Source organism: Amycolatopsis mongoliensis, from assembly GCF_030285665.1.
GTDB lineage: Bacteria > Actinomycetota > Actinomycetes > Mycobacteriales > Pseudonocardiaceae > Amycolatopsis > Amycolatopsis mongoliensis.
Window position 1 is genome coordinate 3,116,508 of the sequence record NZ_CP127295.1, and the last position, 25,539, is coordinate 3,142,046.

21 protein-coding genes and 1 tRNA gene are annotated in these 25,539 nt (G+C 70.9%); 17 read left to right on the forward strand and 5 right to left on the reverse strand.

The window, feature by feature from the left end:
* Positions 1-78: 78 nt before the first annotated feature.
* The 3 genes from QRX60_RS15225 (at position 79) to QRX60_RS15235 (ending at position 2,396) form a co-directional block, all read left to right on the forward strand.
* Positions 79-161: transfer RNA gene (locus QRX60_RS15225), tRNA-Tyr, on the forward strand.
* Positions 162-347: 186 nt separating this feature from the next.
* The gene (locus QRX60_RS15230; protein ID WP_286001422.1) at positions 348-1,214 is read left to right on the forward strand and encodes an alpha/beta fold hydrolase; all 867 of its coding nucleotides are present in this window, start codon (positions 348-350) and stop codon (positions 1,212-1,214) included.
* 162 nt (positions 1,215-1,376) lie between these two features.
* Positions 1,377-2,396 (forward strand): SEFIR domain-containing protein, encoded by a 1,020-nt coding sequence (locus QRX60_RS15235; RefSeq protein WP_286001423.1) that lies wholly within the window; start codon positions 1,377-1,379, stop codon positions 2,394-2,396.
* A gap of 15 nt (positions 2,397-2,411) precedes the next feature.
* Here the strand turns inward: QRX60_RS15235 and QRX60_RS15240 are convergent, their stop codons facing one another.
* Positions 2,412-2,645, reverse strand: a complete 234-nt coding sequence (locus tag QRX60_RS15240) for a hypothetical protein (protein WP_286001424.1) — start codon at positions 2,643-2,645, stop codon at positions 2,412-2,414.
* 210 nt (positions 2,646-2,855) lie between these two features.
* Here QRX60_RS15240 and QRX60_RS15245 point away from each other — a divergent pair, with 210 nt between their 5' ends.
* The gene (locus QRX60_RS15245; RefSeq protein ID WP_286001425.1) at positions 2,856-3,110 is read left to right on the forward strand and encodes a hypothetical protein; all 255 of its coding nucleotides are present in this window, start codon (positions 2,856-2,858) and stop codon (positions 3,108-3,110) included.
* 9 nt (positions 3,111-3,119) lie between these two features.
* On the opposite strand, the gene QRX60_RS15250 is transcribed toward QRX60_RS15245, so the two are convergent.
* Entirely contained in the window at positions 3,120-5,318 is a 2,199-nt protein-coding gene (locus QRX60_RS15250; RefSeq protein ID WP_286001426.1) for a helix-turn-helix domain-containing protein, read from the reverse strand.
* A gap of 371 nt (positions 5,319-5,689) precedes the next feature.
* Between QRX60_RS15250 and QRX60_RS15255 the strand changes: the two genes are divergently transcribed.
* The 3 genes from QRX60_RS15255 to QRX60_RS15265 all read left to right on the forward strand — a co-directional run bounded on the left by QRX60_RS15255 (position 5,690) and on the right by QRX60_RS15265 (position 8,765).
* Positions 5,690-6,670: a hypothetical protein gene (locus QRX60_RS15255; RefSeq protein WP_286001427.1), complete on the forward strand. Its 981-nt coding sequence runs from the start codon at positions 5,690-5,692 to the stop codon at positions 6,668-6,670.
* Between the two features lie 381 nt (positions 6,671-7,051).
* Positions 7,052-7,630 (forward strand): TerD family protein, encoded by a 579-nt coding sequence (locus tag QRX60_RS15260; protein WP_286001428.1) that lies wholly within the window; start codon positions 7,052-7,054, stop codon positions 7,628-7,630.
* Between the two features lie 46 nt (positions 7,631-7,676).
* Entirely contained in the window at positions 7,677-8,765 is a 1,089-nt protein-coding gene (locus tag QRX60_RS15265; protein ID WP_286001429.1) for a DUF475 domain-containing protein, read from the forward strand.
* 43 nt (positions 8,766-8,808) lie between these two features.
* Here QRX60_RS15265 and QRX60_RS15270 read toward each other — a convergent pair whose 3' ends face one another.
* The gene (locus tag QRX60_RS15270; RefSeq protein ID WP_286003603.1) at positions 8,809-10,011 is read right to left on the reverse strand and encodes an IS110 family RNA-guided transposase; all 1,203 of its coding nucleotides are present in this window, start codon (positions 10,009-10,011) and stop codon (positions 8,809-8,811) included.
* A gap of 224 nt (positions 10,012-10,235) precedes the next feature.
* On the opposite strand from QRX60_RS15270, the gene QRX60_RS15275 reads away from it, so the two are divergent.
* The 9 genes from QRX60_RS15275 (at position 10,236) to QRX60_RS15315 (ending at position 21,382) form a co-directional block, all read left to right on the forward strand.
* The gene (locus QRX60_RS15275; protein ID WP_286001430.1) at positions 10,236-10,811 is read left to right on the forward strand and encodes a TerD family protein; all 576 of its coding nucleotides are present in this window, start codon (positions 10,236-10,238) and stop codon (positions 10,809-10,811) included.
* A gap of 41 nt (positions 10,812-10,852) precedes the next feature.
* Positions 10,853-12,073: a toxic anion resistance protein gene (locus tag QRX60_RS15280; protein WP_286001431.1), complete on the forward strand. Its 1,221-nt coding sequence runs from the start codon at positions 10,853-10,855 to the stop codon at positions 12,071-12,073.
* 4 nt (positions 12,074-12,077) lie between these two features.
* A complete protein-coding gene (locus QRX60_RS15285) occupies positions 12,078-12,512 on the forward strand; it encodes a hypothetical protein (RefSeq protein WP_286001432.1) in 435 nt (144 codons plus the stop codon).
* The gene (locus QRX60_RS15290; RefSeq protein WP_286001433.1) at positions 12,512-13,063 is read left to right on the forward strand and encodes a TerD family protein; all 552 of its coding nucleotides are present in this window, start codon (positions 12,512-12,514) and stop codon (positions 13,061-13,063) included. The genes QRX60_RS15285 and QRX60_RS15290 overlap by 1 nt, the downstream gene beginning before the upstream one ends.
* A gap of 302 nt (positions 13,064-13,365) precedes the next feature.
* The gene (locus QRX60_RS15295) at positions 13,366-14,112 is read left to right on the forward strand and encodes a hypothetical protein (protein ID WP_286001434.1); all 747 of its coding nucleotides are present in this window, start codon (positions 13,366-13,368) and stop codon (positions 14,110-14,112) included.
* Complete coding sequence (locus tag QRX60_RS15300) at positions 14,109-16,790, forward strand: tetratricopeptide repeat protein (protein ID WP_286001435.1); 2,682 nt, start codon at positions 14,109-14,111, stop codon at positions 16,788-16,790. The genes QRX60_RS15295 and QRX60_RS15300 overlap by 4 nt, the downstream gene beginning before the upstream one ends.
* Positions 16,791-16,811: 21 nt before the next feature.
* Entirely contained in the window at positions 16,812-18,602 is a 1,791-nt protein-coding gene (locus QRX60_RS15305; protein WP_286001436.1) for a protein kinase domain-containing protein, read from the forward strand.
* Between the two features lie 5 nt (positions 18,603-18,607).
* Positions 18,608-20,491, forward strand: a complete 1,884-nt coding sequence (locus QRX60_RS15310; protein WP_286001437.1) for an ATP-binding cassette domain-containing protein — start codon at positions 18,608-18,610, stop codon at positions 20,489-20,491.
* Between the two features lie 36 nt (positions 20,492-20,527).
* On the forward strand, positions 20,528-21,382 hold the full coding sequence (locus QRX60_RS15315; RefSeq protein WP_286001438.1) for an ion transporter: 855 nt from the start codon (positions 20,528-20,530) through the stop codon (positions 21,380-21,382).
* Here QRX60_RS15315 and QRX60_RS15320 read toward each other — a convergent pair.
* Positions 21,371-22,060 carry a TioE family transcriptional regulator gene (locus tag QRX60_RS15320; protein WP_286001439.1) on the reverse strand — a complete coding sequence of 230 codons (690 nt, stop codon included), beginning with the start codon at positions 22,058-22,060 and terminating at the stop codon, positions 21,371-21,373. The two genes, QRX60_RS15315 and QRX60_RS15320, sit on opposite strands and share 12 nt — an antisense overlap.
* Before the next feature lie 29 nt (positions 22,061-22,089).
* On the opposite strand from QRX60_RS15320, the gene QRX60_RS15325 reads away from it, so the two are divergent.
* Positions 22,090-23,067: an erythromycin esterase family protein gene (locus QRX60_RS15325; RefSeq protein WP_286001440.1), complete on the forward strand. Its 978-nt coding sequence runs from the start codon at positions 22,090-22,092 to the stop codon at positions 23,065-23,067.
* Positions 23,068-23,135: 68 nt separating this feature from the next.
* On the opposite strand, the gene QRX60_RS15330 is transcribed toward QRX60_RS15325, so the two are convergent.
* Positions 23,136-25,463 (reverse strand): chitobiase/beta-hexosaminidase C-terminal domain-containing protein, encoded by a 2,328-nt coding sequence (locus QRX60_RS15330; protein WP_286001441.1) that lies wholly within the window; start codon positions 25,461-25,463, stop codon positions 23,136-23,138.
* Positions 25,464-25,539: the final 76 nt, after the last annotated feature.

The window sequence follows — 25,539 nt, forward strand, 5'->3', positions numbered from 1 at the left end:
TCCCGCGCTCGTCTCGGCCGCAATCAGTGCGGCCGACGCGAGTGCGCCCCGGCCGGGGTGTCGACCCGGCCGGGCAGCGGTGGAGACGGAGCTGTGGAGCTCCAGCCGGCCGTAACCCGGACGTCCTTGTGACACAGGGGGTTCGACTCCCCCCTCCACCACGCTCGGCACGGTGAACGCACGATTTCGCCACCCGCGCGCGGTTCGGCAACCAGCGGGACCTCATAAGTCCCGCCGACGTGGATCGACACCACGGCGCGCGACCACCTGTTCCGCTTCCGTGGAACGCCGGAACAGTCGGTACCCCGGTCTACGCTTCCCCCGAGTCCCGAACCGGGGAGGAGCCCATGACCACCACCCACGTACTGGAAACGCCCGAGGCCGACATCGTCTACGACGTGCACGGGCCCGCGCCGGCCGACAGCCCGCGGCCACCCCTGCTCATGGTCGGGCAACCCATGGACGCCGCCGGGTTCGGCACGCTGGCCTCGTACTTCCCCGACCGGACCGTCGTCACCTACGACCCGCGCGGGCTGGGGCGCAGCGTCCGCAAGGACGGCCGGGAAGACCACGTGCCCGCCACGCAGGCGGGGGACATCCACGGCGTCATCCAGGCGCTCGGCGCCGGCGCGGTCGAGGTGTTCGGGAGCAGCGGGGGCGCCGTCGCCGCACTCGCGCTCGTCACCGCCCACCCGGGGGATGTCAGCACCCTCGTCGCCCACGAACCGCCGCTCGTCGGGGTGCTGCCGGACGCCGCCGCGGCCGAGCGGGCCGCGAAGGCCGTCCGGGATGCGTACCAGGCGCGGGGCTTCGGTGCCGGCATGGCCGCTTTCATCACGATGACCTCGTGGAAGGGCGAGTTCACCGACGACTACTTCGCCCTGCCCGCGGCGGACCCGGCCCGGTTCGGCATGCCGGCCGAGGACGACGGCCGCCGCGACGACCCGTTGCTGACCGAGCGCTCGCTGGCGGTCACGGCGTACCAGCTGGACGTCGACGCGCTGAACGCGGCGCCGACCCGGATCGTGATCGCGGTGGGCGAAGAGTCCGTGGACGTGATGACCGGACGTGCCGCGCTCGCCACGGCCGAACGCCTCGGCCAGGAGGCCACGGTCTTCCCCAGTCACCACGGCGGTTTCCTCGGCGGTGAGTTCGGCTATGCCGGTCAGCCCGAGGCCTTCGCGCGGAAGCTCCGGGAGGTCCTCGAAGGCTGAAGCCCCCTCGCGCCCGGGGAGGCCGGAAAAGCTCGTCCGATGCCTCGGCGTCGGTTCTGGACAATCCCTGGACAGAACGCGGAATGTGCGCCGGATCGGCCTTCCCGATCCGGGTCCTGAGGTTCAATCGGCGTAACCAGCCGTCGCCTCGAGGGAAACGTCATGACGAGGGAGCAGCAAGAAACAACCACACCGGGTGCGGGAAAACCGCCCAGGGTCTTCGTCACCTATTCCCACGACGACGAACGGCACCGCGACCTCGTTCGTGAATTCGCGACGTTCCTGCGCGCCGAGGTGGGGATCGATGTCCGGCTCGACCAATGGGCCGACGACGGCCGCCGGGACTGGTCGCTCTGGGCTGTCGAGCAGCTCACCGAAGCGGACTTCGTGCTGGTGATCGCCTCACCCGACTACAAGCGGCGCGCGGAAGGCACCGAAGTGCCGCACCTGGGGCGCGGTGCGCAGTTCGAAGCCGCGATGATCCGCGACAACATCACCCAGGACCTGCCCCGGGCCACCCGGCGGATCCTGCCCGTCGTGCTGCCGGGCCGCCGCGTCGAGGAAATCCCGGCCTTTCTCAACGCGCACTCCACCACGCGGTACGAGATCGAAGAGTTCACGATGGACGGTGTCGCGGAACTGCTGGTCGCGTTCACCGGGGTGGCTCGCTTCGCACTGCCCGAAATCGGCACGTTCGTGGGCGCGCGGTCCCGACCCAGCTCACCGAAGGCGGCCCTGCTGACCTCTGCGCTACGCCCGGCCGCCTGCAGTTCGGACGTCCGCATGACCGGCGCGGAGATCGACGGGATGCACCGGGGCGACAGCATCGTTTACCGGCCCTCCCTCTTCGCGCACGAACCGCGCGCGGTGGTCGAATACAACCTCGGCCGCCGCTACACGGGCTTCGAGGCCGTCGCCGGGGTGCTCGACGACGCCGCCGACGCCGACCAGAGCGGCTGTTTCCAGGTCTTCCTCGACGGTGTCCCGCAGGGCCAGGTCGAGGTCCGGATGGGACGGCCGGCGTGGATGCGCCACGACGTCGTCAACGTGCTGCGGCTCAAGCTCGTCGCCTACAGGCCGGGAACCACCGCGAGTCCGCTGCTGGCGGGCGTACTGGCCGCCGGCGGGCAGTCGAACAAGCTCCCCGAGCTGGCTTGGGGGAACCCGATGCTCTTCGAGTAGCGGGTTCCACGGTGGTCAATGCTCGACGGGCTCGCTGGTGGAGACCGCCGATCCCTGGCCGGGCGTGCTCGCCGGCGCGGTGGGACCCGCCAGGGCCAGCCCGGCCACCAGTGCCAGCGTGACGAGGAACAGTGCGGTGCGGACCAGGGCGGAAAAAGAACAGACGACCATCATGGCAGGCTCCTCGACATTTCCCGGATGACCGGGGATTTCGACGGTTCCGCGGTATTCGCGGAATTCGGTCTGCATCAATGGTGCGGGCCGGGATGCCGTTGCCACAAGGCGTTTCCGTTGCCCGAAGCGGCGGAAACCGCCGACGGTGAGAACCCCACCGCACGGTGGTTCGGTGCCTGTCGAACGCGTCAGAAAGCGGACAATGCGCGGCCCGTCGCAACGCGTTCCGCCGGCGCGGCGACTGGTGGGCAGGAATGCCGAATCCAGCGTGCGGAGGAGAAACCCATGAGTTCGGAAGCGCAGTCACCCGCGGGCCCGGCGGCCGAAGTCCGCCCCTACAGCCAAGGCCGCCGTACCGGCTACAGCCTCCTCTGGGCGGCCTGGACCGTCGTCCTGACGATCGGCGGGTTCGTCGCCCTCGCCAACGGCTCGGTCTTCGCCGGGCTCATCGGCCTGACCCTGGCCGCGCTGGCCCTCCGCTACGTCTGGCGGATCTGGACCTGGCAGGCGAAACGGCTCATCTTCTTCATCGTCTTCTGAGTGTGCTGATCACTCCGCGACGGCGAGGCTGTTCCGGTACGCGGCCTCGCCGAGCACGGTCGGATCGAGCGTGACCCGGTACGCGGCGGCCTCCGCCCACCAGCGAGCCGCCGCCTGGTGGTCGCCGCGGCCGGCTGCCGTGTTGCCCAGGCCCGTCAATGCCCGCGCGCGTTCGTATTCGCTGCCGGCGTCGTCCGCCAGTTCGGCCGCGAGGCGATAACAGCGCTCGGCGTCGTCCCACTGCCCGGCGCGGAACCGCACCCACGCCTCGCCGTTGACCGACATCGCCCGGTCGACCGGCAGCTGAGCGAGCTCGACGGCCTCCCGTGCGCTGGACAGCGCTTCCGGAAACCGGTCCAGTGCCGTCGAAGCGAGCGCGATGCCGCGCAGGGCGATGACGACGTTCCGGGTCCGGCCGGTCCGGCGGTAGACGTCCAGCACCGTCGTCAGGTCGGTCAGCGTCGCTTCGGCTTCGCCGCGGTACAGGCGCGCCCACGCCAGGCTGGACAGCGCGTCGATCGCGCCGCGGTCGTCGCGGGCCTGGGCGAAGCACTCCTGGGCCTGCTGATGGAACCGGATCGCCTCGTCGACGCGACCTGACTCGATGTGCGCCATGCCCAGGTTGTTGAGAATCATCCCGGTCGCGCTGAGGTCGCCGGTCGCCCGCGCCGCCTCGAGCGCGCGCTCGTGCGTCCGGATCCACGGCTCGAACAGCTTCTCGCGGAAGAAGAACGCGCGGAGCACGAACGCGAGCTGCCAGCAGCGGTCGTGCAACCCGTGCCGGAACGCCGAGTCGACGATCTCGGCCAGCATCGGCCACTGCGCGGTCAGCCAGGCGAGCGCGCCGTCCGCGTCGGCGAACGGAACCGTGGACGACGCCGGGAGTCCCGTGTCCGGGCGGAACCGGTAGGGCTCCGCGAGTTCGTCGGCCGCGAGCGTCGTCGTCAGCGCGTGGTCGACCAGCCGGCTCACGGCGACTTCGCGGTCGTCCGGTGCGAGGCCGGGAAGCGCGTGGGTCGAGGCGAACATCCGCATCAGGTCGTGGAGCTCGACGTACCCCCGTTCGTCGCGGACGACCAGGTGGGCGTCGTGCAGCCGGTCCACCAGCCGGTCGGCTTCGCCGGGGCCGAGGCCCGTGAGCGCTTCGACGGCGGCGATCTCCGCGGTGGTCGCGGGGTGGAGGGCGAGCAGGCCGAGCAGCCGCCGCTGGTCGCCGGGCAGGGAATCGTAGGAGACGGCGAACGCGGTGGCGACGCTGCGCTCGCCGTCGTCCAGGGTGCCGAGCCGGGTCTTCTCGTCGGCGAGCCGGTCGCGCAGCCTCGTCGCCGTCCAGCCGCCGGCGACGAACCGGGCGGCCACGATGCGGATCGCGAGCGGAAGGCGCCCGCAGTGCCGGACGAGCTCGGTCGCCACACTGTCGTCGGCCGGGGCGTGCTCGCCCGCGACGGACCGCAGGAGCCGAACGGCGTCCTCGAGCGGCAGCACGTCGACCGGGAAGTGCCAGGCGTCGTCGAGCGCGGGGAGCCGGCCCCGGCTGGTCACCAGGATCCGGGACGGCGTCTCGCCCGGGACGATCGCGCGGACCTGGTCGGCGGACCGCACGTTGTCCAGCACGAGGATCATCCGCCGGCCGCGCAGCTGGTCGCGGACCAGGTTGGCCAGGCCGTCCTCGTCGGCGGGCAGCTGGCCGGCCGAGACGTCCAGCAGCCGCAGCAGCCGGCCGAGGGCTTCACCGGGCGAAAGCTCGGTCGCGCCCGGCGTGTGCCCGCGGAGGTCGAAGAAGAGGCAGCCGTCGGGGAAGGCCCGCTCGACGCGGCGGGCCGCGGCGACGGCCAGCGTCGTCTTGCCGGCGCCCGCCATTCCGTGCACCACGCCGACCCGGGCATCGTCCGGGTCCAGCAGCAGCGCGGAAAGCGCCTCGAGTTCGGTTTCCCGCCCGACGAAGAACCGGCCGCCGTCCGGCAGGCCGACAATGCCACCGGCGTTGCGGCGCGCGGACATTCCCCGTTCCGCGACCAGGGCGAGCAGTTCGCCCTTGGCGTCGAGCGCTTCGTCGCAGGCCTTGGCCAGCTCCCGGTTCACCCGGGCCTTGCCGTTCTCCACCTTGCTGAGATAGCCCTTGGTGAAATGCACGGCGGCCGCGAGTCCGGTCAGTGACATGCCGACCGACGTCCGTCGACGTTTCAATTCCGCTCCAAAGTCCTGCATCGGTCAATCATCCTGTATTCGGCGATGGGAGGGAAGGACGGCCGGCGGCCCGGGCCCGCCGGCCTGTTCCTGGTCAGCCCAGCAGGGAGACCAGCTGGCCGAGCACGATGATGAGGTGCGTGTGCATCGCGTTCACCTTTCCGGATCGAATTGCCTGGTTGTGCCGAAGGATTTCGGCGACCCAAGCTTCACCCGGCGAATTCGGTGAAGACAGATGTTTCCCGTTGCCAGGTCGGGAGTAAACGGCGCCGACCGGTTCGACCTGCCCTGTTTCCCGATTTCGGAAACAGTCGGAAACGGGTGACGTCCCCGTGGCAGGCGGGGGACGATGAGTACACTTCCCCGCAGGCGACCAACACGGAGGTGGCGGCTTGGCTCAGGAGGCGGCCGACGCGAAGATCAACACTCTCTCAACGGAGCTGAAACTGCTTCGCAAAGGTCTCGGCGTCCAAGCGAAGAACCTGCCCGGGGTCGTCGGCGAAGAGTTGCGCGCGGTGTGCGGCGTCCGCGAAGACGACAGCCCGGGAACGGTCCGCGCCAAGGTGGTCACCAGACTTCAGGCCCTGATCGGAAAACTGCCCGAATCGCAGCGGGAAACGGCGCGGATCGTGCTGGGCTTCGGCACCGGCGCGAACGAGCGTTACACCGCGCGCCTCGAACTGCTGGGCACCGGTGCCGACCGCAACATCCGCACGATGCAGCGCCGCGCCGACGACGTCATCTACCTGATCGCCGAAGCCGCGTACGAGGCGCCGGCGGCGTTCGGAGCCTCGCCGGTGATCAGCCGGGGGCCGTGGCACACGTCGGCGCTGGCGGTCCGGCTGAGCCTCGCCGGTGCCGCCGCCGAGGTCTTCGAAACCCGGCGGATCGTCAGCCACGTCGCCGGGCTCGCGGAGATCGAGCACGGGGTCTCCCTCGCGCGGCCGGCCAGCCCGGCCGGCGAGCCCGAGCTCTCCGGTCTCGGCATCGACGTCGTCTCGGGCGGGGAGGTGCATTCCGTGCGGATGGTCTCCTCCACCCGGGTGGCGTTCCGCCTGCGGCCACCGCGGGTCCTGGACGCCGGTGACCAGCACGAGTTCTTCTTCCGCATCCGGCTGGAGGAGATGCCGGCGCCGTTCTACTGCTGCACCCCGGAATTCCCGTGCGAGAGTTTCGAGCTCAATGTCCGGTTCGATCGGCGGGAGCCGCCGCAGCGGATCTGGCGCATCGACGGGGACCTCTCCAAGGACGCGGGAGACCCGGTGCCGGCCCGCAAGCCGCTCTTCCTCGACAACGCGGGCGAAGTGCACACCAGCTTCCGCGACCTCCAGCCCGCGAGGTCCTACGGCGTGGGCTGGCAGCCGGCCCCCTGACCGGCCGCGCCGGGTGCGCGCCATGCTTCTCCTTCGCGTGAGCGCCTTCTGCCACGATGCCGTATCCGGCCGGGGAAAGCCACGTCCGATCCGCGACAAAAACGCGACACTTCCCCCCGCCCGTCCGGAGGCAACCGGATGATGCCGGTTCCCGGTTCACGTCCACCGATTCGGAAATGGTGACGATCCGGTCAAGCGCTCCGCTGCCGGTAACGTGCCGAGCGGATCCCGCGACTGGGGGTGGTATCCACTGTCGATCGGTGGTACCCGGAAATGCGAAAGCGCCTTCCGGGATGTAACGGGAACCATTCTTCTGCCGACATCGGCGGGCGTGCGAATTCGCGCGGTACCGCGGGTGAATTCGGCGACCGAGGAGGAAAAATGGGCGTGAGCCTGACCAAGGGTGGCAACGTTTCGCTGACGAAGGAGGCGCCCGGGCTGAGCGCGGTCACCGTCGGCCTCGGCTGGGACGAGCGGACCACGAGCGGCGAGGAGTTCGACCTCGACGCGAGCGCGATCGCCCTCGGGACGGACGGCAATGCCTTGTCCGAGAAGCACTTCGTCTTCTTCAACAACCTGACCACACCGGACGGCGCGGTGCGGCACACGGGCGACAACCTCACCGGCGGCGGGGACGGCGACGACGAGCAGATCACCGTCGACCTCGCGAACCTGCCGGCCGAGATCGACAAGATCGTGTTCCCCGTTTCCATCTACGAAGCCGAATCCCGCGGCCAGGCCTTCGGGCAGGTGCGCAACGCCTTCATCCGCGTCGTGAACCAGGCCGACGGCGCCGAGCTGGCCCGGTACGACCTTTCCGAAGACGCGTCCACGGAGACCGCGATGGTCTTCGGCGAGCTCTACCGCAACGGCGGCGACTGGAAGTTCCGGGCCGTCGGCCAGGGCTACACCTCGGGCCTGGCCGGAATCGCCAAGGACTACGGGATCAACGCCGCCTGATCGGCCGCTGCCGGCCAAGCGGGAACACCACGGACACGGGAGTGAAATGGTGCTGAAGACATTCGGCGGATCGCTGGCGATCACGGCGGCCGGCCTGCTGCTGGCGTTCTGGTACGGCGGAACGCTCGGCCTCGCCGTCGTGGCCGTGCTCGCGGTGCTGGAGATCTCCCTGTCGTTCGACAACGCCGTCGTGAACGCCGGCGTGCTCGGGCGGATGAACCGGAAGTGGCAGCGGCTGTTCCTGACGGCCGGGATCCTGGTGGCGGTCGTCGGGATGCGGCTGCTGTTCCCGGTCGTGGTCGTGTGCCTCACCGCGAAGCTGTCGCCGGCCGAGGCCTACCACCTCGCGATGGCCGGCGGCGACATCCACACCCCGGGCACGTACGCCTTCGTCCTGCACGAAGCGCACCCGGCCATCGCGGCCTTCGGCGGCGTGTTCCTGCTCATGCTCTTCCTGAACTACATCTTCGAGGAGCGCGAGCTCACCTGGCTGTCGTGGCTGGAGCGCCCGCTCGCCCGGATCGGCCGCCTGAAGCAGATCTCGGTGGTCGTCGCGGCCGGCGCGCTCCTGCTGACCGCGGACTTCCTGGCCCCGGCGGGAAAGCCGGTGAGCGTCCTCGTCTCCGGCGCCCTCGGCCTCATCACCTACCTGCTCGTGAACGGGCTGAGCGAGCTGTTCGAACCGGCCGAGGCCGATGGGCGCGGCGGACGCCCGGTGGCCGTCGCCGGCAAAGCGGCCTTCGCCCTGTTCCTCTACCTCGAGGTGATGGACGCGAGCTTCAGCTTCGACGGCGTCGTCGGGGCGTTCGCCATCACGTCCGACCCGGTCGTCATCGCGATCGGCCTGGGCATCGGCGCCGCCTACATCCGTGCACTGACGGTGTTCCTCGTCCGCAACGGCACCCTGAACGAATACGCCTACCTCGAACACGGCGCGCAGTGGGCGATCGGGGCGCTCGCCGTGCTCCTGCTCTGCACCATCCGCTACGAGGTGCCCGAGATCGTCACCGGGCTGGTCGGCATCGGGTTCATCGGCACGGCGCTGCTGTCGTCGGTCGTCCGCAACCGGCGGCTGTCCCGGACGGGCCCGCCGGCCGCCGACCTCGGCACGCCCCGGCTCACCTCGGCCCACTGAACCGAACTTCCCTCGAAAGGACTTCCCAATGGGGATTGTCAAGTCACGCAGCCGCCGGGATCGGAGGTGAAGCGTGGTAGCGGCAGTCGTCGCGGAGCATGGCCCACAAGACGTTGAGGCGTCGGCGGGCGAGGCAGAGCAGCGCCTGCTCGTGTCGTTTGCCCTCAGCTCGTTTGCGCTGGTAGTAGGCCTTCGAGGCGGGACAGGCCGGCAGGCTGGCCATGGCGGCAAGGTAACAGGATCGCAGCAGGCCGCGGTGGTAGCGGCGAGGCCGTCGCAGGTTGCCGCGGATGCGGCCGGAGTCGCGGGGCACGGGCGCGAGACCGGCGTAGCCGGCGAGACGGTCGACCGAGCCGAACGCGCTCATGTCGCCGCCGGTGGCGGCGAGGAACTCCGCAGCAAGAGTCGGCCCGAAGCCGGGCAGGGTGAGCATCACCTCGGCGTGGCGGTGCCGGCGAAACCGCTCTTCGATCATCGCGTCGATCTCGGCGATTTCGGTGTTGAGCGCGATCACCCCCTTGGCCAGCCGTTCGACCATCGCCGCGGCCAGTTTCTGTCCGGGCAACGTGGTCTGCTGCGCGGCGGCGGCCTCGATCGCCAGATGCGCGACGATGTCGGCGTTGCGGGCCTTGCGGTGGCGCAGCCAGTGGGCCAAGCGCTGCTCGCCCAGCCTGCGGATCGCGTCGGGGGTCTGGTAGCCGGTGAGCAGCAGCAGATGTCCTTTGCGGGACAGGTCAAGGCTGCGTTCCAGCGCGGGGAAGTATTCCAGCAACTGGTGCCGGATCCGGTTGATCTGGCGGGTGCGGTCGCAGATCAGGTCGGTGCGCCGGTTGGTCAGGGTCCGCAAGTCGACGGCGATCTCGTCCCCGGCCCGCAGTGGCCCGAGATCGCGGCGGATCCGGGCCTGGTCGGCAATGACGAACGCATCCTTGGCGTCGGTTTTGCCTTCGCCCCGGTAGGTTCCGGCGGCGCGGTGGACTTTCAGCCCGGTGATGTAGACCAGCGGCTGGTCGTGGTTGACCAGCAACCCGATCAGCAGCGCCGCACCGCCGCAGTTCAGATCGATCGCCCACAGCGCATCGGCGTCGATCGCGAGAACGTCAGCGATCAAGGCCAGCAGGTCGGTTTCGTCATTGCGGACCCGCCGCGACAGCAGCCGCACACCGCTGTCGTCGATCACCACGCAGTGGTGGTGTTCCTTGCCGATGTCCACGCCGGCCCAGATCCGGGGCACGACCACCTCCATCACTTGAGCTCCGCAGTTCACCCACAGACGACCACGCCGACGCTGTCCTACACAGCGATCCCATCGCATATCCCAATCAGCGGTCGTGCCGTCACGGGAGCCCAGGCGGCCAAGTCCTTTCAGCCTTAACACCGGCGTGAGCATGAAAGCCATACCTGAGCCCCAGGGCCCACCGATCCTACGAATGACCAGTTCAGACCCAACAAAGAAGGTAGGACACGGAAATGACTGTGACACTGAGCAAGGGCGAGCGCGTCTCGCTGACCAAGGCCGACGGTCACACGCTCACGCGGGTCCGGATGGGCCTCGGCTGGGACGCGATGCGCAAGCGCGGTCTGTTCGGCAGCCGGGCGCAGACCATCGACCTCGACGCGTCCGCGCTCCTCTTCGACGCCGGCGACCGGCTCGTCGACCAAGTCTGGTTCAAGCAGCTGAACAGCACCGACGGCTCGGTGCGGCACACCGGCGACAACCTCACCGGCGAGGGCGAAGGCGACGACGAGTCGATCCGCGTCGACCTCGGGCAGGTCCCCGCCCAGATCACCACGATCGTCTTCACCGTCAACTCCTTCACCGGCCAGGACTTCTCGCAGATCGAGAACGCGTACTGCCGGCTCGTCGACGAGACGAACGAGGGCGAGATCGCCCGCTACGACCTCTCCGGGTCCGGCCGGCACACCGCCCAGATCATGGCGAAGCTGACCCGCGAACCCGGCGGCTGGGCGATGACCGCGATCGGCGCGGCCGCCACCGGCCGGACGTTCCGCGACCTGCTGCCCGCCGTTTCCCGGCACCTCTGACCGCGGCCGGCGACCCAGACCCCAGACCAGGAGGTGTTCCGATGTCGGATCTCGAGCTCGGCGGGCCACCGTCGCCGCCGTCCGCCACGCAGGCGGCCGGGAGCGGGCTGTTCCTCGCGCCGCCGGCCCCGGTCCGGGTCGTCGACCAGCAGGAGGCGGCCGGCGCGGTGCCGATGGACCCCGCGAAACGCGCGGAGCTGCGGCAGAAGGCCCGCGCGTTCGTCGCGGAGCTGGCCGAACTGGACTTCCATTCGCCGGTCTACGCCCAGAAGATCCAGGGCATCACCTCGATGGGCGATCGGGACATGCGGGCGGCGGCGGGGATGTCGAACCGGATGCTCGACCGGCCCGCCGCCAAGCTGCCCGGCAAGGGTGTGCCCCGCGACGACGCGCAGACCCGCGTGTCCGCGACGCTCATCGACCTGCGCTCGACGATCAGCGAGCTCGACCCGAACCGGGCCGACCTCAAGGGCGTGCGCAGGCTGCTGAAGTTCCTGCCCGGTGGCGACCGGGTCGACCGGTACTTCGCCAAGTACCAGACCGCGCAGTCGCACATCGACGCCATCATCCGGTCGCTCGACTCCGGTCAGGACGAGCTCCGCAAGGACAACGCGAGCATCGACACGGAAAAGGCCAACCTCTGGGCCACGATGGGCAAGCTCACCGAGTACAACGAGCTCGCCGGCGCGCTCGACGCCGAGATCGAGCGGAAGGTCTCGGACCTCCAGGCACTCGGCCGGACGGAGGAAGCGGACACGCTCAAGTCGGACGCGCTCTTCGGCGTCCGGCAGCGGCGGCAGGACATCCTGACCCAGATGGCGGTCGCCGTGCAGGGGTACCTGGCCCTCGACCTGGTCCGCCGCAACAACGTCGAGCTCATCAAGGGCGTCGACCGGGCGCAGACGACCACCATCTCGGCGTTGCGCACCGCGGTCATCGTCTCGCAGGCGCTGGCCCGCCAGAAGCTCGTCCTGCAGCAGGTCACGGCGTTGAACGCGACGACGTCGGACCTGATCGAGGCGACCTCCCGCCAGCTCCAGCAGCAGGGCGCCGAGATCAACCAGCAGGCGGCGTCCTCCACGATCGAGATCGGGAAGCTGCAGGCGGCGTTCGACAACGTCTTCGCGACGATGGACGCGCTGGACACGTTCCGGGCTCAGGCGACGGACTCGATGGCGGACACGGTCGCCGCGTTGCAGGGCCAGCTCGACCGCGCCAAGCCGTACCTCGAGCGCACCCGCCGGCACGAGGGCACGAGGTGAGCCGATGGCCTGGCTGCGCAGGGAAACCGGGCTCGTCCCCGGCCCCGAGGAGGCGCCTCCGGACGACACCCCGGAGGCGCTGCGGGCCGGGCTCGCGTCGCTGAACCGGTTCGTCAACGCGCGTTCGGGGCGGCTGCCGCCGTCCGCCGTCGTCACCGCGCGGGAGATCACCGACGTGCTGGCCGAACTGGTCGGCGAAAGCGCGATGCCGGACATCCACACGCGGGTGGCGGTCGCCGGAATCGTGACCGACCACCTGCCGACGACCCTGGAAGCGTTCCTCCGCGCCGGCGACACCGCGAGCGGATCCCTGCTCGAATCGCTGCTGGACGAGGTGATCCTGCTCCAGGAAGCCGAGCGCGGACGGGCCACCGACGCCCTGCGCACTCAGGAGACGTTCCTCCGCACCAAGTTCTCGAACTCCGACCTGGACCTGTGATGGCTGCTCTCAGACGCGGCTCGAACGTCGAGCTGACCCGCGAAATCCCGGGCCTGCCGGGCATCGTCCTCGATGTCCGGTGGGAAGCGGGCCCGGAACCGGCACTGGCCGACAGCCTGGTCATGGCCGCGATCCTCTGCGACGGCGCGCGCCGGGCCCGCTCGGCGGAGGACTTCGTCTTCTTCAACCAGCTGACCGAACCGAGCCGGTCGGTGGTGCTGACCGGGGACGACGTCGAGCAGGTCGAGGTCGTGTTCGGCGAGGTGCCCGACGAGGTCTCGCGGATCGTCGCGGTGCTCTACGCCAACGAAGGCAACGGACTGAGGCGCGGACTCGGGCGGCTCCGGACGCTGACCGTGCGCGGCCTCGACCCCCGCGACGACCGGGAGCTGGTCCGGTCGGAGAACCTCGCGCTCGCGCTCGACGGCGAGACCGCGCTGGCGCTGGGCGAGGTCTACCGGCACCGCGGCGGCTGGAAGTTCAAGGTGCTGGGCGAGGGGTACCGGGCGGGGATCACGGCGCTGGCCGAGGACTACGGGGTCCTGCGATGACCCCCGACTTCACGACTGCCGGTAGCGCGGGTGCCCGGCCCGATCTGGCATTTCTCCGGCGGCGTCGCAGGGCGGCTGCACCGGTGCCGGGCAGTGCCCCGCCGGATTCCGGCGGTGGGCGGGCGGTGCCGGGCTTTGTGTCGCTGGACCTCGATGGCGGGGCGCCGGCCGGAGGGTTGCTGGATTTGGCGGGTGCTCCGGCGGTGCCGGGTGGGGGTTCGCTGGATTTGGCGGGTACTCCGGCGCTGCCGGGTCGGGATTCGCTGGATCTGGCGGGCGCGGCGGCAGTGCCGGGTGGGGATTTGCTGGATCTGGCGGGTGCTCCGGCGCCGCCGGGTGGGGGTTCCCTCGATCTCGCGAGTGCTCCGGCGCCGGGCGGGGTTTCGCTCGACCTCGGTGGCGGCGAGATCGGCAGCGTTTCGCTCGACCTCGCCCCGCCACCGCCACTGCCCCCGCCGGACAGCCGGCCCGCGCCGCCCGCTCGCCGGGCCGGGCGGCCCGGCCGGCCGGTGGTGCGGCTCGGGGCCGGGCGCCGTCTTCAACTCGGGCCGAAAACCCCGGCCGTCACCCTGGACCGCCTGCAGAGCGCAGTCGGCCTGCTGACCGTCGAAGCGATGTGCGCGGCCGCCACACCCGCACTCGGCTGTGCCTACGACCTGGCCGACGGCCGGTCCGCGTTCCTCGGCTCGGGGACGACTGCGTCCCGCACCCCGTTCCTGGCGGTGCGCCGGCGTTCGGTTTCGGCCGATCTGCGGCAGGTCCGGCAGCTCGTGCGGCTGGTCGTGGTCGCGGTGTTCCCGCCGGCCGCGGCTCCGCCCGGGTTGCTCGTCGTGTCCACTTGGGACGGAAGCAGGCTCGAACTCCCCCTCGGGAAGCCCGCCGGCGGCCGCGTGACGGTGCCGCTCTCGATCCACAACGTGGGCGGAGAGCTGGTGCTCCGGGCAGAAGCCGGGGAAGGGCTTTCGTCGCCGCGCGCTGCCGCCGAAGCGTTCGGTTTCCACCGGATCGGCTGGCTGGACGACTTCACGTGCGCGGGAGGTGTGGCGTGACCGGGTCCTACGACATCTTCCTCAGCTTCACCTGGGCGGACAGCGTCGAGGTGAACGCGCTCCAGGATGCCCTCGAAGCCGCCGGGCTGCGGGTCTTCCGGGACAAGGAGATCCGGCGGTTCGAGGGCATCACGGAGAAGCTCGACACCGCTCTCGCCGAGTCGAAGGTGCTGCTCGCCTACTACTCGCGCCGGTTCCCGACCCGGTACGCCTGCCAGTGGGAGCTGACGTCCGCTTTTCTCGCGGCGCAGCGGCTCGGCGATCCCCGGCGGCGGGTGCTCGTGGTCAACCCCGAATCGGACGGCAACCACATCGCGCCGGTCGAGCTGGAGGATGCCGCTTACTGCGCCCCGCCGAAGAACGACCAGGAGCGCGCGATCACCGTCAAGCGGGTCGCCGAGATGGTCCGGGCGGCGGGCACGCCGCTGGGCTCGGTGCGCAGCACGGCACCGGTGCTGCCCCGGCTGCTGCGGCCTCGGCGGTTCGTCGGCCGGTACCGGCAGCTCTGGGCGATCCACAGCGCGCTGCACGCCCGTGAGCTGCCGGCCACGACGCTCCGGACGTCGTCCGCGCTCGCCGTCGTGCGGGGGATCGCCGGGCTCGGGAAGACCAGCCTGGCCGAGCAGTACGCGTTCCTGTTCCGGGACGCCTTCCCCGGCGGCGTGCGGTGGCTGGGCCTGTACGGGTCGGACGACCCCGTCGGTGCGGTCGCGCGGTTCCACTCCCAGGTCCGCGCGATCGGGGAAGAGCTCGGTGCGGATGTCGGCGACCTGCCGGCGGAGCAGGCCCGATCCGCGGTCGCCCGGCGCGTCGAAGCCGCGGGGAAACCGCAGCTGTGGATCATCGACGACGTCCCGTCGGAGCTGTCGGGTGAGGTGCTCGACCAGCTCGTCATGCCGACGTCGTTCGTCCGGACCGTGCTCACGACGAGGTCCGGCAACCCGGACTGGCCCGCTCCGGTCGTCGAGCTGACCGGCCTGTCCGAGGACGAAGGTTCCGCGCTGTACACGGAAATCGTGGGCTCCGACGACCCCGAAGAGCTCGCGGCCGCGCGCCGGCTCGTCGAGCGGTGCGGCGGCCACCCGATCGTCCTCACGAGCGCGGTGACCGCGTTGCGCGACCGCCGGGGCGCGGTCGACCCGGCCGGGTTCGCCGAGGTCCTCGACGAGGTGAAGGGCACCGGCGTGCTGGCGGACGCGGTGGCCGGCTGCGAACCGACCGCGCAACGGATCCTGCGCATCGCCGCGGCGATCTCCCGGGCACCCGTGCCGGCCGAGCTGGTGCGGCGCGTGCTGCCCGGCGAACCGGTCGACCAGGCGGTCGCCGAGCTCGCCCGGCGCGCGTTGCTGATCCACCTCGGGACCGAATGGGACATCCACGCCCTGGTCCGCGACGCCGCCGGGCTCGACGACGACCTCACGCGCACCACCGCGTCGGTCGTGCTCGAGCTGACCGGGAACACCGGACGCCTGCACCAGCACGCGGCGGCGCTCGCCGAGCACGACTGCGTGCCCGCCGAACAGCGGGCCCGGTTGCTGCGGATCGGGCTCGACTGGTTCCGCGGCCAGGGTGACGTCGTGGCCGCGCGGGAAGCGGCGAAGCGGCTCCTGGCCGCGGACGCCGGCCCGGCCGACCGCGTGGCCGCGGCCGCGGCGCTGGTCGACGCCGGCGACTTCGCCGAGGCTGCTGAGGTCTGCCGTCCGCTCGTGGACTCCGCCGACGCGTTCCACGCCCGGCTCACCTGCGCTCGTGCGCTCGACCAGCTGGGCCGGTTCGCGGAAGCCGACCCGATCTGGCCGGAACCCTCGCCGGACGACGAACGGACCGACGCGCGGGTCTTCATGGTTGTCGCGAAGCGGATGCGCGGGCGCTTCAGAGAAGCGCTCGACCTCCTCGACCCCGATGATCCGAACCCGAGGGCCCGGCTCGAAATCGCGCGGCTACGGGGTATCACCGGCGATCTCAAACCGGCACGGGCGATTGCCGAGGGAGTCATCCGCGAGCACGACTCCCCTGATCACGAGCGGCACCCGGTGCGCCTGGAGGCGATCGGCGTGCACACCGAAGTCGAAATGGCGGTCGATCTCACCGAGTTCAAGGTGCGCGACGAGAACTGGGACGCGCTGGAAGCGCAGCTGCGGTCCGCTCGCGACGAGCTGACCGGGCTGCTGGGTGCCGAAAGCCCGCTGGCGCTGGCCGCCGGCGTCCGGTGCGCGCGCACGTCCATCACCCGCGGCCGCCCGAAACGGGCCCTGCGGGAGTTCGGGGACCTCGAACCGCGGGTGCGGGAGGTCTTCCGCGACCACCACCCGCTGCACCACTGGCTGAGCTATTCCACCGCGCAGGCCCACGCCCAGCTCAAGCGGTACGACACGGTCGTCGGCATCCTGCGGCCGTTGCTGGACCGGCAGCGGGACTCGATCGGGCGGCACCACCCGGACACCATGCGGACCCAGCTCGACCTGGGCATCGCGCTCATGCTCACCGGCGACAAGGCCGCCGCCGTCCCGCTCGTCGCCGAGGCCGAGCGACGGATCGGTGAGGCACTCGGCTGGCGGGCCGAGCTCCGGAACCGCGCCTGGGTCACCGGGCTGCTGATGAACCTGCCGGTCGTCGTCTGGCAGCTCTTTCCCCACCTCGACAACCTCTTCGGGAAGAAAAGCCCCGAAGAAGACTGAACAGTTCTGGAGGTCTTCGACATGGAAAAGGCGTTGGGCAGCCGGTACCGGCTGGGCGACCAGCTGGGCATGGGTGCGATGGGGCGGGTCTTCGCCGGTTCCGACGAGCAGGGGAAGGCCTACGCCTTCAAGGTGCTGCGGGACGAACTCGTCGAGGACCCGGAACTGGTGGCGCGGTTCCTGCAGGAACGGTCCATCCTGGTCGGGCTGCGGCACCCGAACCTCGTCGGGGTGCACGACCTGGTCGTCGAGGGCGAGACCGTGGCGATCGTGATGGACCTGGTCGGCGGCGGCGACCTGCGGGCCCGGCTGACCGCGGAGAAGTCGTTGCTGCCCGCCGAAGTCGCCCGCATCGGCGCCGGGGTGGCGGCGGCGCTCGGGGCCGTGCACCAAGCCGGCGTCGTGCACCGGGACGTCAAGCCGGAGAACGTCCTGATGGACGGAACCGTGCCGCGCCTGACCGACTTCGGCATCTCGCGGCTCGCGACCGCCACCGATCTGGGGCGGCGGTCGCTGCTGGTCGGGACTCCGCAGTACCTCGCGCCGGAACTGGGCAAGGGCCTCGAAGCGACACCCGCGTCGGACCTGTATTCGCTCGGCATCTTGCTGTACGAGCTGTGCTGCGGGGTCACGCCGTTCGCCGGGCAGTCGACGTTCGCCGTGATCCGGCTGCACGAAAGCGCCCTGCCGGGGCGGCCCGCCGGGGTGCCCGACCAGCTCTGGGACGTCCTCGCCTGGTTGATGGCGAAGCGGCCGTCGGACCGGCCCGACTCGGCCCAGCAGGTCGCGACCATCCTGGACGCGCTGGTGCTGGAGCTGATGAAGGAGCCGCTCGTCCTCCCGCTCACCACACCGCCGCCCCCGGTTCCCCTCAACGAGACGGGCTTGGGCACGGAGACCGTCTTCGGCACGGCGCCGCCTCCACCACGCCGTCCCGTCGCGACCACCTCACCGAGCATGCCGACAGGAGTGACCGTGTCCCCTCCGAAACGCCGCCGCCGCGGCCGGGTCGTGCTGACCCTGGTCGTCGTCCTGGCCCTGCTGACCGGTGGCTGGTTCGCCTTCCGGCCCTCGTCGAACGCCGGTCCGGCACCGATCGCGGCGCCGACGACCTCCGCGCCGGCGAGTGTCGCGCCCGCCGTCGATGCACCTTCGGTGACCACCACGGCGAAACCCAGCGTGATGCCGGACGTGACGGGCAAGAAGCTCGCGGCCGCCCAGGACGCCCTGCCGGGCATCCAGGTGACCACAGTGGACAAGATCGACGCGACGGCCGACGACGGAACGGTGATCGCGCAGGACCCGGCGGCCGGAGCGGCGATCGGCGACACCGTGAAGCTGACGGTGGCGCGCCAGGCCCAGCTGGTCTACCTCGACTCGGGACATCCCGCGTCCGGTGAATGGAGCAGCAGTGTCCAGAACGCCAACATCGCTGGCAAGAGCTACTTGCACGCTGTTGGCATCGAGGTGTCAGCGAACACCGACACGCACGGCGTCGAATACAACATTTCGAAGGGGTTCCGTCGGTTCACCGCCACCGCGGGCGTCGACGACAACGCGGTCGACTCGACGCTGAAGATGCAGCTGGAGGTCTTCGCCGACGGCCGCGAGATCTTCAACAAGCCGGTGCCGTACGGCACCCCGGTTCCGGTCGACCTCGACATCAGCGGGGTCCTTCGGCTGCGGATCCAGTGGGAGGCGGTGTCCGGCAACCGGGACATCTGTTGTCGCAGCAGCTACCTCGTCCTCGGTACCGCGGAGCTGCTGGGCCTGCCCGGCGAGGTGCCGACGTCCCCGACCACGACCGGCTGACCGGCGTGTGGATCGGCAACCGGGTCCGGATCACCATCGGCCGGGCCTCCGACAACGACATCGTGCTGGGCGACCTGCAGGTCTCCCGCCGGCACGCCCGGCTGGAACGCGTCGGCGGGGCGTGGCGGCTGACCGACCTCGGCAGCCGGAACCCGACGCTGGTCAACGGCGTCCCGGTCGCCGGGCGGTCGCCGATCGCCGACGGGGACCGGATCACCGTCGGGGCCACCGATCTGCGGGTCGACGGCGACAACCTCGTCGCGACCGGCGGGGAGCGGACCCGGCTCGTGGCCGACGACGTCGGGTTCGCGGTCGGCGGCCGGTCGCTGCTGTCGGGCATCTCGCTCGACCTGCGACCCGGGCAGCTGGTCGCCGTCGTCGGGCCGTCGGGCGCCGGGAAGTCGACGCTGCTCAAGGTGCTCTCGGGCGAGGTGGCGCCGACCAGCGGGCGCATCACCTACGACGGCTACGACATGCACCGGCAGCGGTCGGCGGTGGCGCGGCGGGTCGGGGTCGTGCCGCAGGACGACGTCGTCCACACGCGGCTGACCGCCCGCAGTGCCCTGTCCTACGCGGCGAAGCTGCGGTTGCCCGACGACACCGGTGCGGCGGCCCGCCGGCGCCGGGTGACCGAGACGCTCGCCGAAGTCGAGCTGACCGAGCACGCGCGCAAGCCCATCCACCGGCTGTCCGGTGGGCAGCGCAAGCGGGTGTCGATCGCGCTCGAGCTGCTGACCGCGCCGTCGCTGCTGATGCTGGACGAGCCGACGTCCGGCCTGGACCCGGCGCTCGACAAGCAGATCATGGGCAGGCTGCGCGAACTCGCCGACGCCGGCCGGACGGTCGTGGTGGTGACGCACAACGTCACCAACCTCGACGGCTGCGACCTCGTGCTGCTGCTCGCGCCCGGCGGTGTCCCGGTGTTCAGCGGGCGGCCCGCGGAACTGCGGGCGCGGTTCGGCACCTCCGACTGGGCCGACATCTTCCAGCGGGTGGTCGCGGGGACCGCGCCGCCGCACCAGCCGGCCCCGGTGGGGCCCGCGCCGGCGCCCGAAGCGGCCGCCGAGCCGCCGCCGGTGCACGCCGGGCTGGGCCACCAGGTCGGCACGCTCGCCGCCCGGCACCTGCGGCTGATCTTCGCCGATCCGGGGTACGCCCTGTTCCTGCTGCTCGTCCCGGTCGTCCTGGCGGTGCTCGCGTTGGCGGTGCCCGGCCACGAAGGGCTGCGGCGGTCCGCGCCCGAGCATCCGACGGAGGCCGCGCAGATGCTCGTCCTGGTCTTCGTGGGCGCGGCGTTCATGGGGGCGGCGGCGTCGGCGCGGGAGGTCGTCGCCGAGCGGGCGATCTTCCTGCGTGAACGGGCGGTCGGCCTGCGGCCCGGTGCGTACGCGCTCGCGAAGGCCGGGGTGTTCGCGCTGGTCGCGGTCGTGCAGTCCGCGGTGCTCGTCGGCGTCGTCACGACGGTCAAACCCGGGCCGGTCGACGCGGTCCTGCTGTCCCGGCCGGTCGCCGAGCTCGCGGTCGCGGTCTGGCTGACCGCGCTGGCGTCCTGCCTGCTCAGCCTGCTCGGCTCCGCGCTGGTGCGCTCGCTCGAACAGACGACGCCGGTGCTCGTCGTGACGGTGATGGCCCAGCTCGTGCTGTGCGGCGGGATGATCCCGGTCGCCGGGCGGCCGGTCCTGGCCCAGCTGTCCTGGCTGGCTCCCGCTCGGTGGGGCTACGCCGCCGGGGCTTCCACAGTGGATCTGCCGCGGATCGGGTCGCCGGACCGCCTGTGGACCCACGACTGGCCGTGGTGGCTGGGCTCGGTCGCCGCGCTGCTGCTCTCGGCGGTGGCCTGCACCGCGCTGCTCGCGGTCCGGACAAGGCGGCTGCGGCCGGAGCGGTGAACCGGCTGACCGGCACGGTGCGTGCCATCATCGGGCATGACCACCCTTCGCGACGCCCGCGAGCCGGAGCTCAACAGCGGGATCCTGCCCGGGAACGTGCGGGCCGACGACTGGATCATGCTCGCCCTCGCCGCCGGGTCGGTCGGGTTGCTCGGGTTCATGCTGCTCAGCCCGCCCGCGCGGGACATCGGGCTGGTGATCTTCTACGTCGACTGCGGGATCTGCGGGGTCTTCCTCGTCGAATTCCTCTGGCGGTGGCGGAAACGCCGGTGGGCCAAGAAGTTCCTGGTGCGCAACTGGTACGAGCTGTTCGCGATGATCCCCGTCGCGCACCCGGTGATGGCCGCGCACAAGTTCGTCAGCGTCGTGCTGCTGCTGGTGCGGGTCGGGCGGGCCGCGGACCGGGCCGTCGGGGAGCAGTTCACCTACCGGCTCGTCGACAAGCTGTCCGATCCGATCGTCAAGGCGATCAAGAAGCCGGTGACCATCGCCGTGCTCGACGAGGTCGTCAAGGTCCTCGAAACCGGCAACTACCCCGAAAACCTGGCCAAGTCGCTCGGCGGCAACAAGGACGAGCTGCGCACGATCATCGCCGAGAAGATCGCCGAGGACCCGCAGCTGCGGAAGCTCAAGCGGCTCCCGTTCCACGACGAGATCGTGCGGACCGTGGTCGACACGTCGTTCCGCGTGCTGCTCGAGGTCCTCGTCGACCCGCGGATCGACGACTTCTTCTCCGCCGTCGTGCGCGACAACCGCGAGCAGATCCGGCAGGCCGTGCAGCTCGGCCTGCACGAAACCGACGACGAGGAGCAGGAAAAGGCCCTGCGCGTGCGCACCCAGCACTCGGCCGCGCTCGAGTACGACCGGCTGCACCCGAAGTCACGGCCGTGACCGCAGGTACGCGCCCAGCAGGCCCGCCGCGTCGAGCATGGCCACGCCCCGGGCAGTGAGCTTCGCCTGCCAGGTTTCCAGGGCGTCCACCAGGGACTCCGTGCCGCCGGCCGTGCGGACCTGGCCGACCACCGTCGCGATGTGGTCGAGGGGGTAGCCGCCGCGGCGGAGCAGGTGCGTCAGTTCCGCGTCCCGGATGTCGGCGGCGGTGAAGACCCGGTAGCCGGTGGCGGGGTTGCGGCGCGGCACGAGGATGCCGGCGCGCTCCCACGCGCGCACGGTCGCCGCGGTGACGCCGAGCCGGTGGGCGAGCTCGCCGACGGACCAGTCGGTCCCGGCCGGTTCCGGCGCCGGCCCGGCCGTCAGGGGGCCGATGGCCTTCCGCACCGCGTCGAGGGTTTCCCGGTCGCGGAGCAGCCGCAGGTGCCCGCGGTCGACCAGCGTCAGGGCGCGGCCGAGGTCGTCGTCGTGGACGGCGGTCATGATCCCGCCGGCCGTCGCGTGCCCGTACGCCGCCACCAGCGAGAGGAACGCGCGCAGCGCTGCCGCGTGGACCTCCGTGTAGACCCGGTAGCCGCTCGGTGTGCGCGCAGCGGGCGGGAGGAAGCCGTCCTGCTCGTAGTTGCGGACCGCCTGCGTGGAGATGCCGTGCTCACGGGCGAGGTCCGCAGGTCTCAACCGAGTGTTCAAGGATACGATTCAACCACATGGACATCACGGACTTCACGGCCGAACTGCTCGCGTTCGGCGAGCCCACGCACTTCGAACCGGCCTTCGCGCGGATCCGCAACGAACTGTTCGCGCAGCTGGCCGCCCACGGCTTCCGGTCGATCGCGCTGGAGACCGACCGCGTCGCCGCGCTCGACGGCGGGTTTTCGCACGGCCTGGGCGAGGTCGAAGCCAACCAGCAGCTGCTCGCTTGGCTGCACGAGTACAACGAGACCGCAGACGAACCCTTGGCCTTCCACGGCTTCGACGCCCCGACCGAGATGTTCAGCGCGCCCAGCCCGCGCCGCTACCTCGAACACGTCCGCGACTACCTGGGTCTCGACGCCGACATCGCGGCACTGACCGGTGACGACGAGCGGTGGAGCCGCTCCGAAGCGATCCTCGACCCGGCGGCTTCACCCGGCGCGTCACCCGACGCCCGCGAACTGCGGGTCATCGCGGACGACCTGCTCATGGCCCTCGACGCCCGCGTGGAGACGACGGCACGCGCAGAATGGGACCGCGCCCGGATCCACGCCACCGCCGGGCTCGACCTGCTGCGCTACCACGCGGCGTCGGCCCGGCCCGGCGACCGGGACACCAGGATCGCGCGTCTCGCGGGTGCCCGTGCGGTCATCATGGCCCGGAACCTCCTGGACATCCACGGTTCCCAGCCCGGCCGGACCCTGGTGTTCGCGCACAACGCCCACCTGGGGTCCGGCGCGGGCGCGATCGTCGCGTCACGGCTCGGCGACCGGTACGCCTTCGTCGCCGGCAGCCTCGGCCACAGCGAAGCCCTGGGCCTCGGGGAGCCGGCCGCGGACACCTACGAAGGCCAGCTGCAGCGCGACACCGAAACCTGGAAGCTGACCACGGAAATCCCGGCCGGTCACACCCGGGACGACACCGACCGCAGGTACGCGCCGCTGACCCGGGAGCTGCTCGCCGCCGCCGACGCCGTCCTGCACATCGCCTGACCACGCCACCCGCGGTCGTGAGTGTTTAGGGCGGTTAGAACCGCCCTAAACACTCACGACCAGACTGCTTACGGGTAGCTCACCACGTTCACCGGCACCGTGCCCGAAGGCGTGGTGCCGCCCGTGTCGTTGATGACGTGCGTGATCGTGCCGCGGTAGTTGAGCGACACCGACAGCAGGCTGTGGAACCGGACGCCGCTGGTGTTCGGCACCTCGAACGCGTGGTAGCTGGACACCGCCGGGTTCGTGTCGAAGAAGCAGTAGCTCCCGAGACCCCAGGCCTCATGGGACGTCACGTTCGCCCCGACCTTGTAGGCCGCGTACCCGGCGACCCCCGATGGCGCGTTCCACGACGCCTGGTTCGGCACGTCGTAGGGCATCTCGTTCTGGAAGAAGATCGTCTTCCCGCCCTGGCCGTTCCAGATCACCTGGTACTTCTGGTAGTGCTCGACGAACAGCCCGGTGGCCAGCACGTTCGCGCCGTTGACCACGAGCCCGGTGTCGGCCGTGTTGGTGGTCCAGCCGACCGTGCCCGCGTTGCCGTGGTCGGCCCGCCACGCCCAGATGTGGTCGATGATCGTGTTGGCGCTGTTGACGATCAGGCTGTTCGTCGCCTTGCCCGCGATCGAGCCGCCGATCCGGAAGAAGACGTCCTGGACCGTCGTCGGGTTCGCCGCGTGCGACGCCGACGACCCGGACTGCCCGACCGTCAGCAGGGCCTGCGAGTTCGTGGTGCCCGCGTCGAAGAGCAGGCCCTTGAGCCGCACGCCGTCCACATCGGACACCTGCATCGCGTTGACGCCGTTGTCGGGCACCAGCGTCGGGTAGCCGATGCCGAGGATCGTCGTGTTCGCGCGGGTCACGTTGAGCGTCTGGCTGAGGTGGTAGATGCCCGGCGTGAAGAACAGGTCGCAGCCCGCGGCGAGCGCGTTGTTGATCGACGCGGCCGTGTCGCCGGACTTGACGACGTAGAACTGGCTCATCGGCGCCGACGTGCCTGGGGTGCTGCCGTTCGCCCAGCTCGGACCGGACGCGTTGGTGCGCAGCGAAGGCAGGAACACGCGGTACTTGCCGGCGCCGTCGACGTAGAGGTAGGGCACGTCGCGCGAAACCGGGGTCGTCGCGAGCGTGGTCTCCGGCGGGTTCGGGAACGTGTTCGCCGGCGCGCCGCTCGTGCCGGAGAAGACCATGTTCCAGACGCCGCCGTTCCAGCTGCCGAGCTGCGAGTCGCGGGTGTACCACTGCTGCTGCGACACCGAAGCGGCCTGGCCGGCCACCTTCGAGTCGGCGATGTAGCCGCCGCTGGCGTAGCCGTAGCTCGCCGGGTACAGCTGCAGCCCGCCGCGGACGTCCATCCGGCGGAACGGCGCGGCCTGCGCGACCGCCCAGCGCTCGTTGCCACCGGAGGGCACGACGGCCAGGTTCTCCGCCGAGCGCCAGAAGTTCTGCAGCGCGACGCCGTTGTCGGAGGCGTTGAAGGCGTCCACCGTGACGTCACCGTTGATCACGACGTCACCGGGGTTCTGCCCGAGGCCGGCCACCGAGGTGTAGAAGCCGACGTTGTCGTGGACGTTGTTGTAGGTGCCCGGCTTGAACAGGTGCGCGACTCGCCGGTCCGCGAACTGCGCGGTGAGCGTGTCCTTCTGGTTGGTGAAGTCGGTGTCGAGCTGCGCCTGGATCGTCGCCGCGGACATGCCCGGGTCGAAGATCCGCACGTTCGGGCCGAAGTTCGGCGTGTCCGACTGCGTCGGGCAGCCCGCCTGGGTGCCGATCGTGTAGCTCGCGCTCGACACGGCCGACGTCGTCGACCCGGACTTGAGCGCGATCGCGTTGACCGTGCGGGAGTTCGGGACGCTGATCGGTCCGCTGTAGAGCGTCGAGGACGCGGTCGGCGTCGAGCCGTCCACCGTGTACCGGATGGTCGCGCCCGCGGTGGCGCTGCTGATGGTCACCGTCTGGGCGCTCGAGTACGTGCCGCCCGGCGGGCTGAACGTCGGCGCCGCGACCGTCGTCGAGCCGCCGCCCACCGTGTAGGTGAAGTGCGGGGTGTCGTACTGCGGACCGCTCTTCTCGTAGGTGAACCAGTAGTCGAGCGTGTTCCCGGTGCTCAGGCCGTTGACGGTGGTCCGCCAGGTGCCGGAGCCATTGGTCATCCGCACGTTCTGCTGGCCGACACCCGGGACGCCCGTGTAGTGGACGTCCACGTACAGCGCGGGGGTCGTCGGGGTGAAGTCGAGCTGCACCTGCGTCGAGCTCAGCTGGGTGACGCTCTGGGTGTAGTCGTCGGCCGCGAGGGCGGCGGGGGCGGTGAGCCCGGCGCCGAGCAACAGGGCCGCCGCGGTGAGGGCGACGGCGCCGCGCCGGCGCCGTCGAAGCTTGCCAAAGGTCCGGTTCACGCCGTGACACCTCCGCCGTTGGGGATCCACGAGCATTCGTTGTGAGTCACAACAAATTAGCTGCCGGTCAGCGGAG

Excerpts from the sequence above, each read along its gene's own strand:
- QRX60_RS15285 (WP_286001432.1), top strand. The coding sequence starts at position 12,078 with ATGGCCTGGCTGCGCAGGGAAACCGGGCTCGTCCCCGGCCCCGAGGAG.
- QRX60_RS15265 (WP_286001429.1), top strand. The coding sequence starts at position 7,677 with ATGGTGCTGAAGACATTCGGCGGATCGCTGGCGATCACGGCGGCCGGC.
- QRX60_RS15245 (WP_286001425.1), top strand. The coding sequence starts at position 2,856 with ATGAGTTCGGAAGCGCAGTCACCCGCGGGCCCGGCGGCCGAAGTCCGC.
- QRX60_RS15290 (WP_286001433.1), top strand. The coding sequence starts at position 12,512 with ATGGCTGCTCTCAGACGCGGCTCGAACGTCGAGCTGACCCGCGAAATC.
- QRX60_RS15315 (WP_286001438.1), top strand. The coding sequence starts at position 20,528 with ATGACCACCCTTCGCGACGCCCGCGAGCCGGAGCTCAACAGCGGGATC.
- QRX60_RS15270 (WP_286003603.1), bottom strand. The coding sequence starts at position 10,011 with ATGGAGGTGGTCGTGCCCCGGATCTGGGCCGGCGTGGACATCGGCAAG.
- QRX60_RS15240 (WP_286001424.1), bottom strand. The coding sequence starts at position 2,645 with ATGCAGACCGAATTCCGCGAATACCGCGGAACCGTCGAAATCCCCGGT.
- QRX60_RS15280 (WP_286001431.1), top strand. The coding sequence starts at position 10,853 with ATGTCGGATCTCGAGCTCGGCGGGCCACCGTCGCCGCCGTCCGCCACG.
- QRX60_RS15230 (WP_286001422.1), top strand. The coding sequence starts at position 348 with ATGACCACCACCCACGTACTGGAAACGCCCGAGGCCGACATCGTCTAC.
- QRX60_RS15250 (WP_286001426.1), bottom strand. The coding sequence starts at position 5,318 with ATGCAGGACTTTGGAGCGGAATTGAAACGTCGACGGACGTCGGTCGGC.
- QRX60_RS15325 (WP_286001440.1), top strand. The coding sequence starts at position 22,090 with ATGGACATCACGGACTTCACGGCCGAACTGCTCGCGTTCGGCGAGCCC.
- QRX60_RS15305 (WP_286001436.1), top strand. The coding sequence starts at position 16,812 with ATGGAAAAGGCGTTGGGCAGCCGGTACCGGCTGGGCGACCAGCTGGGC.
- QRX60_RS15275 (WP_286001430.1), top strand. The coding sequence starts at position 10,236 with ATGACTGTGACACTGAGCAAGGGCGAGCGCGTCTCGCTGACCAAGGCC.
- QRX60_RS15260 (WP_286001428.1), top strand. The coding sequence starts at position 7,052 with ATGGGCGTGAGCCTGACCAAGGGTGGCAACGTTTCGCTGACGAAGGAG.
- QRX60_RS15235 (WP_286001423.1), top strand. The coding sequence starts at position 1,377 with ATGACGAGGGAGCAGCAAGAAACAACCACACCGGGTGCGGGAAAACCG.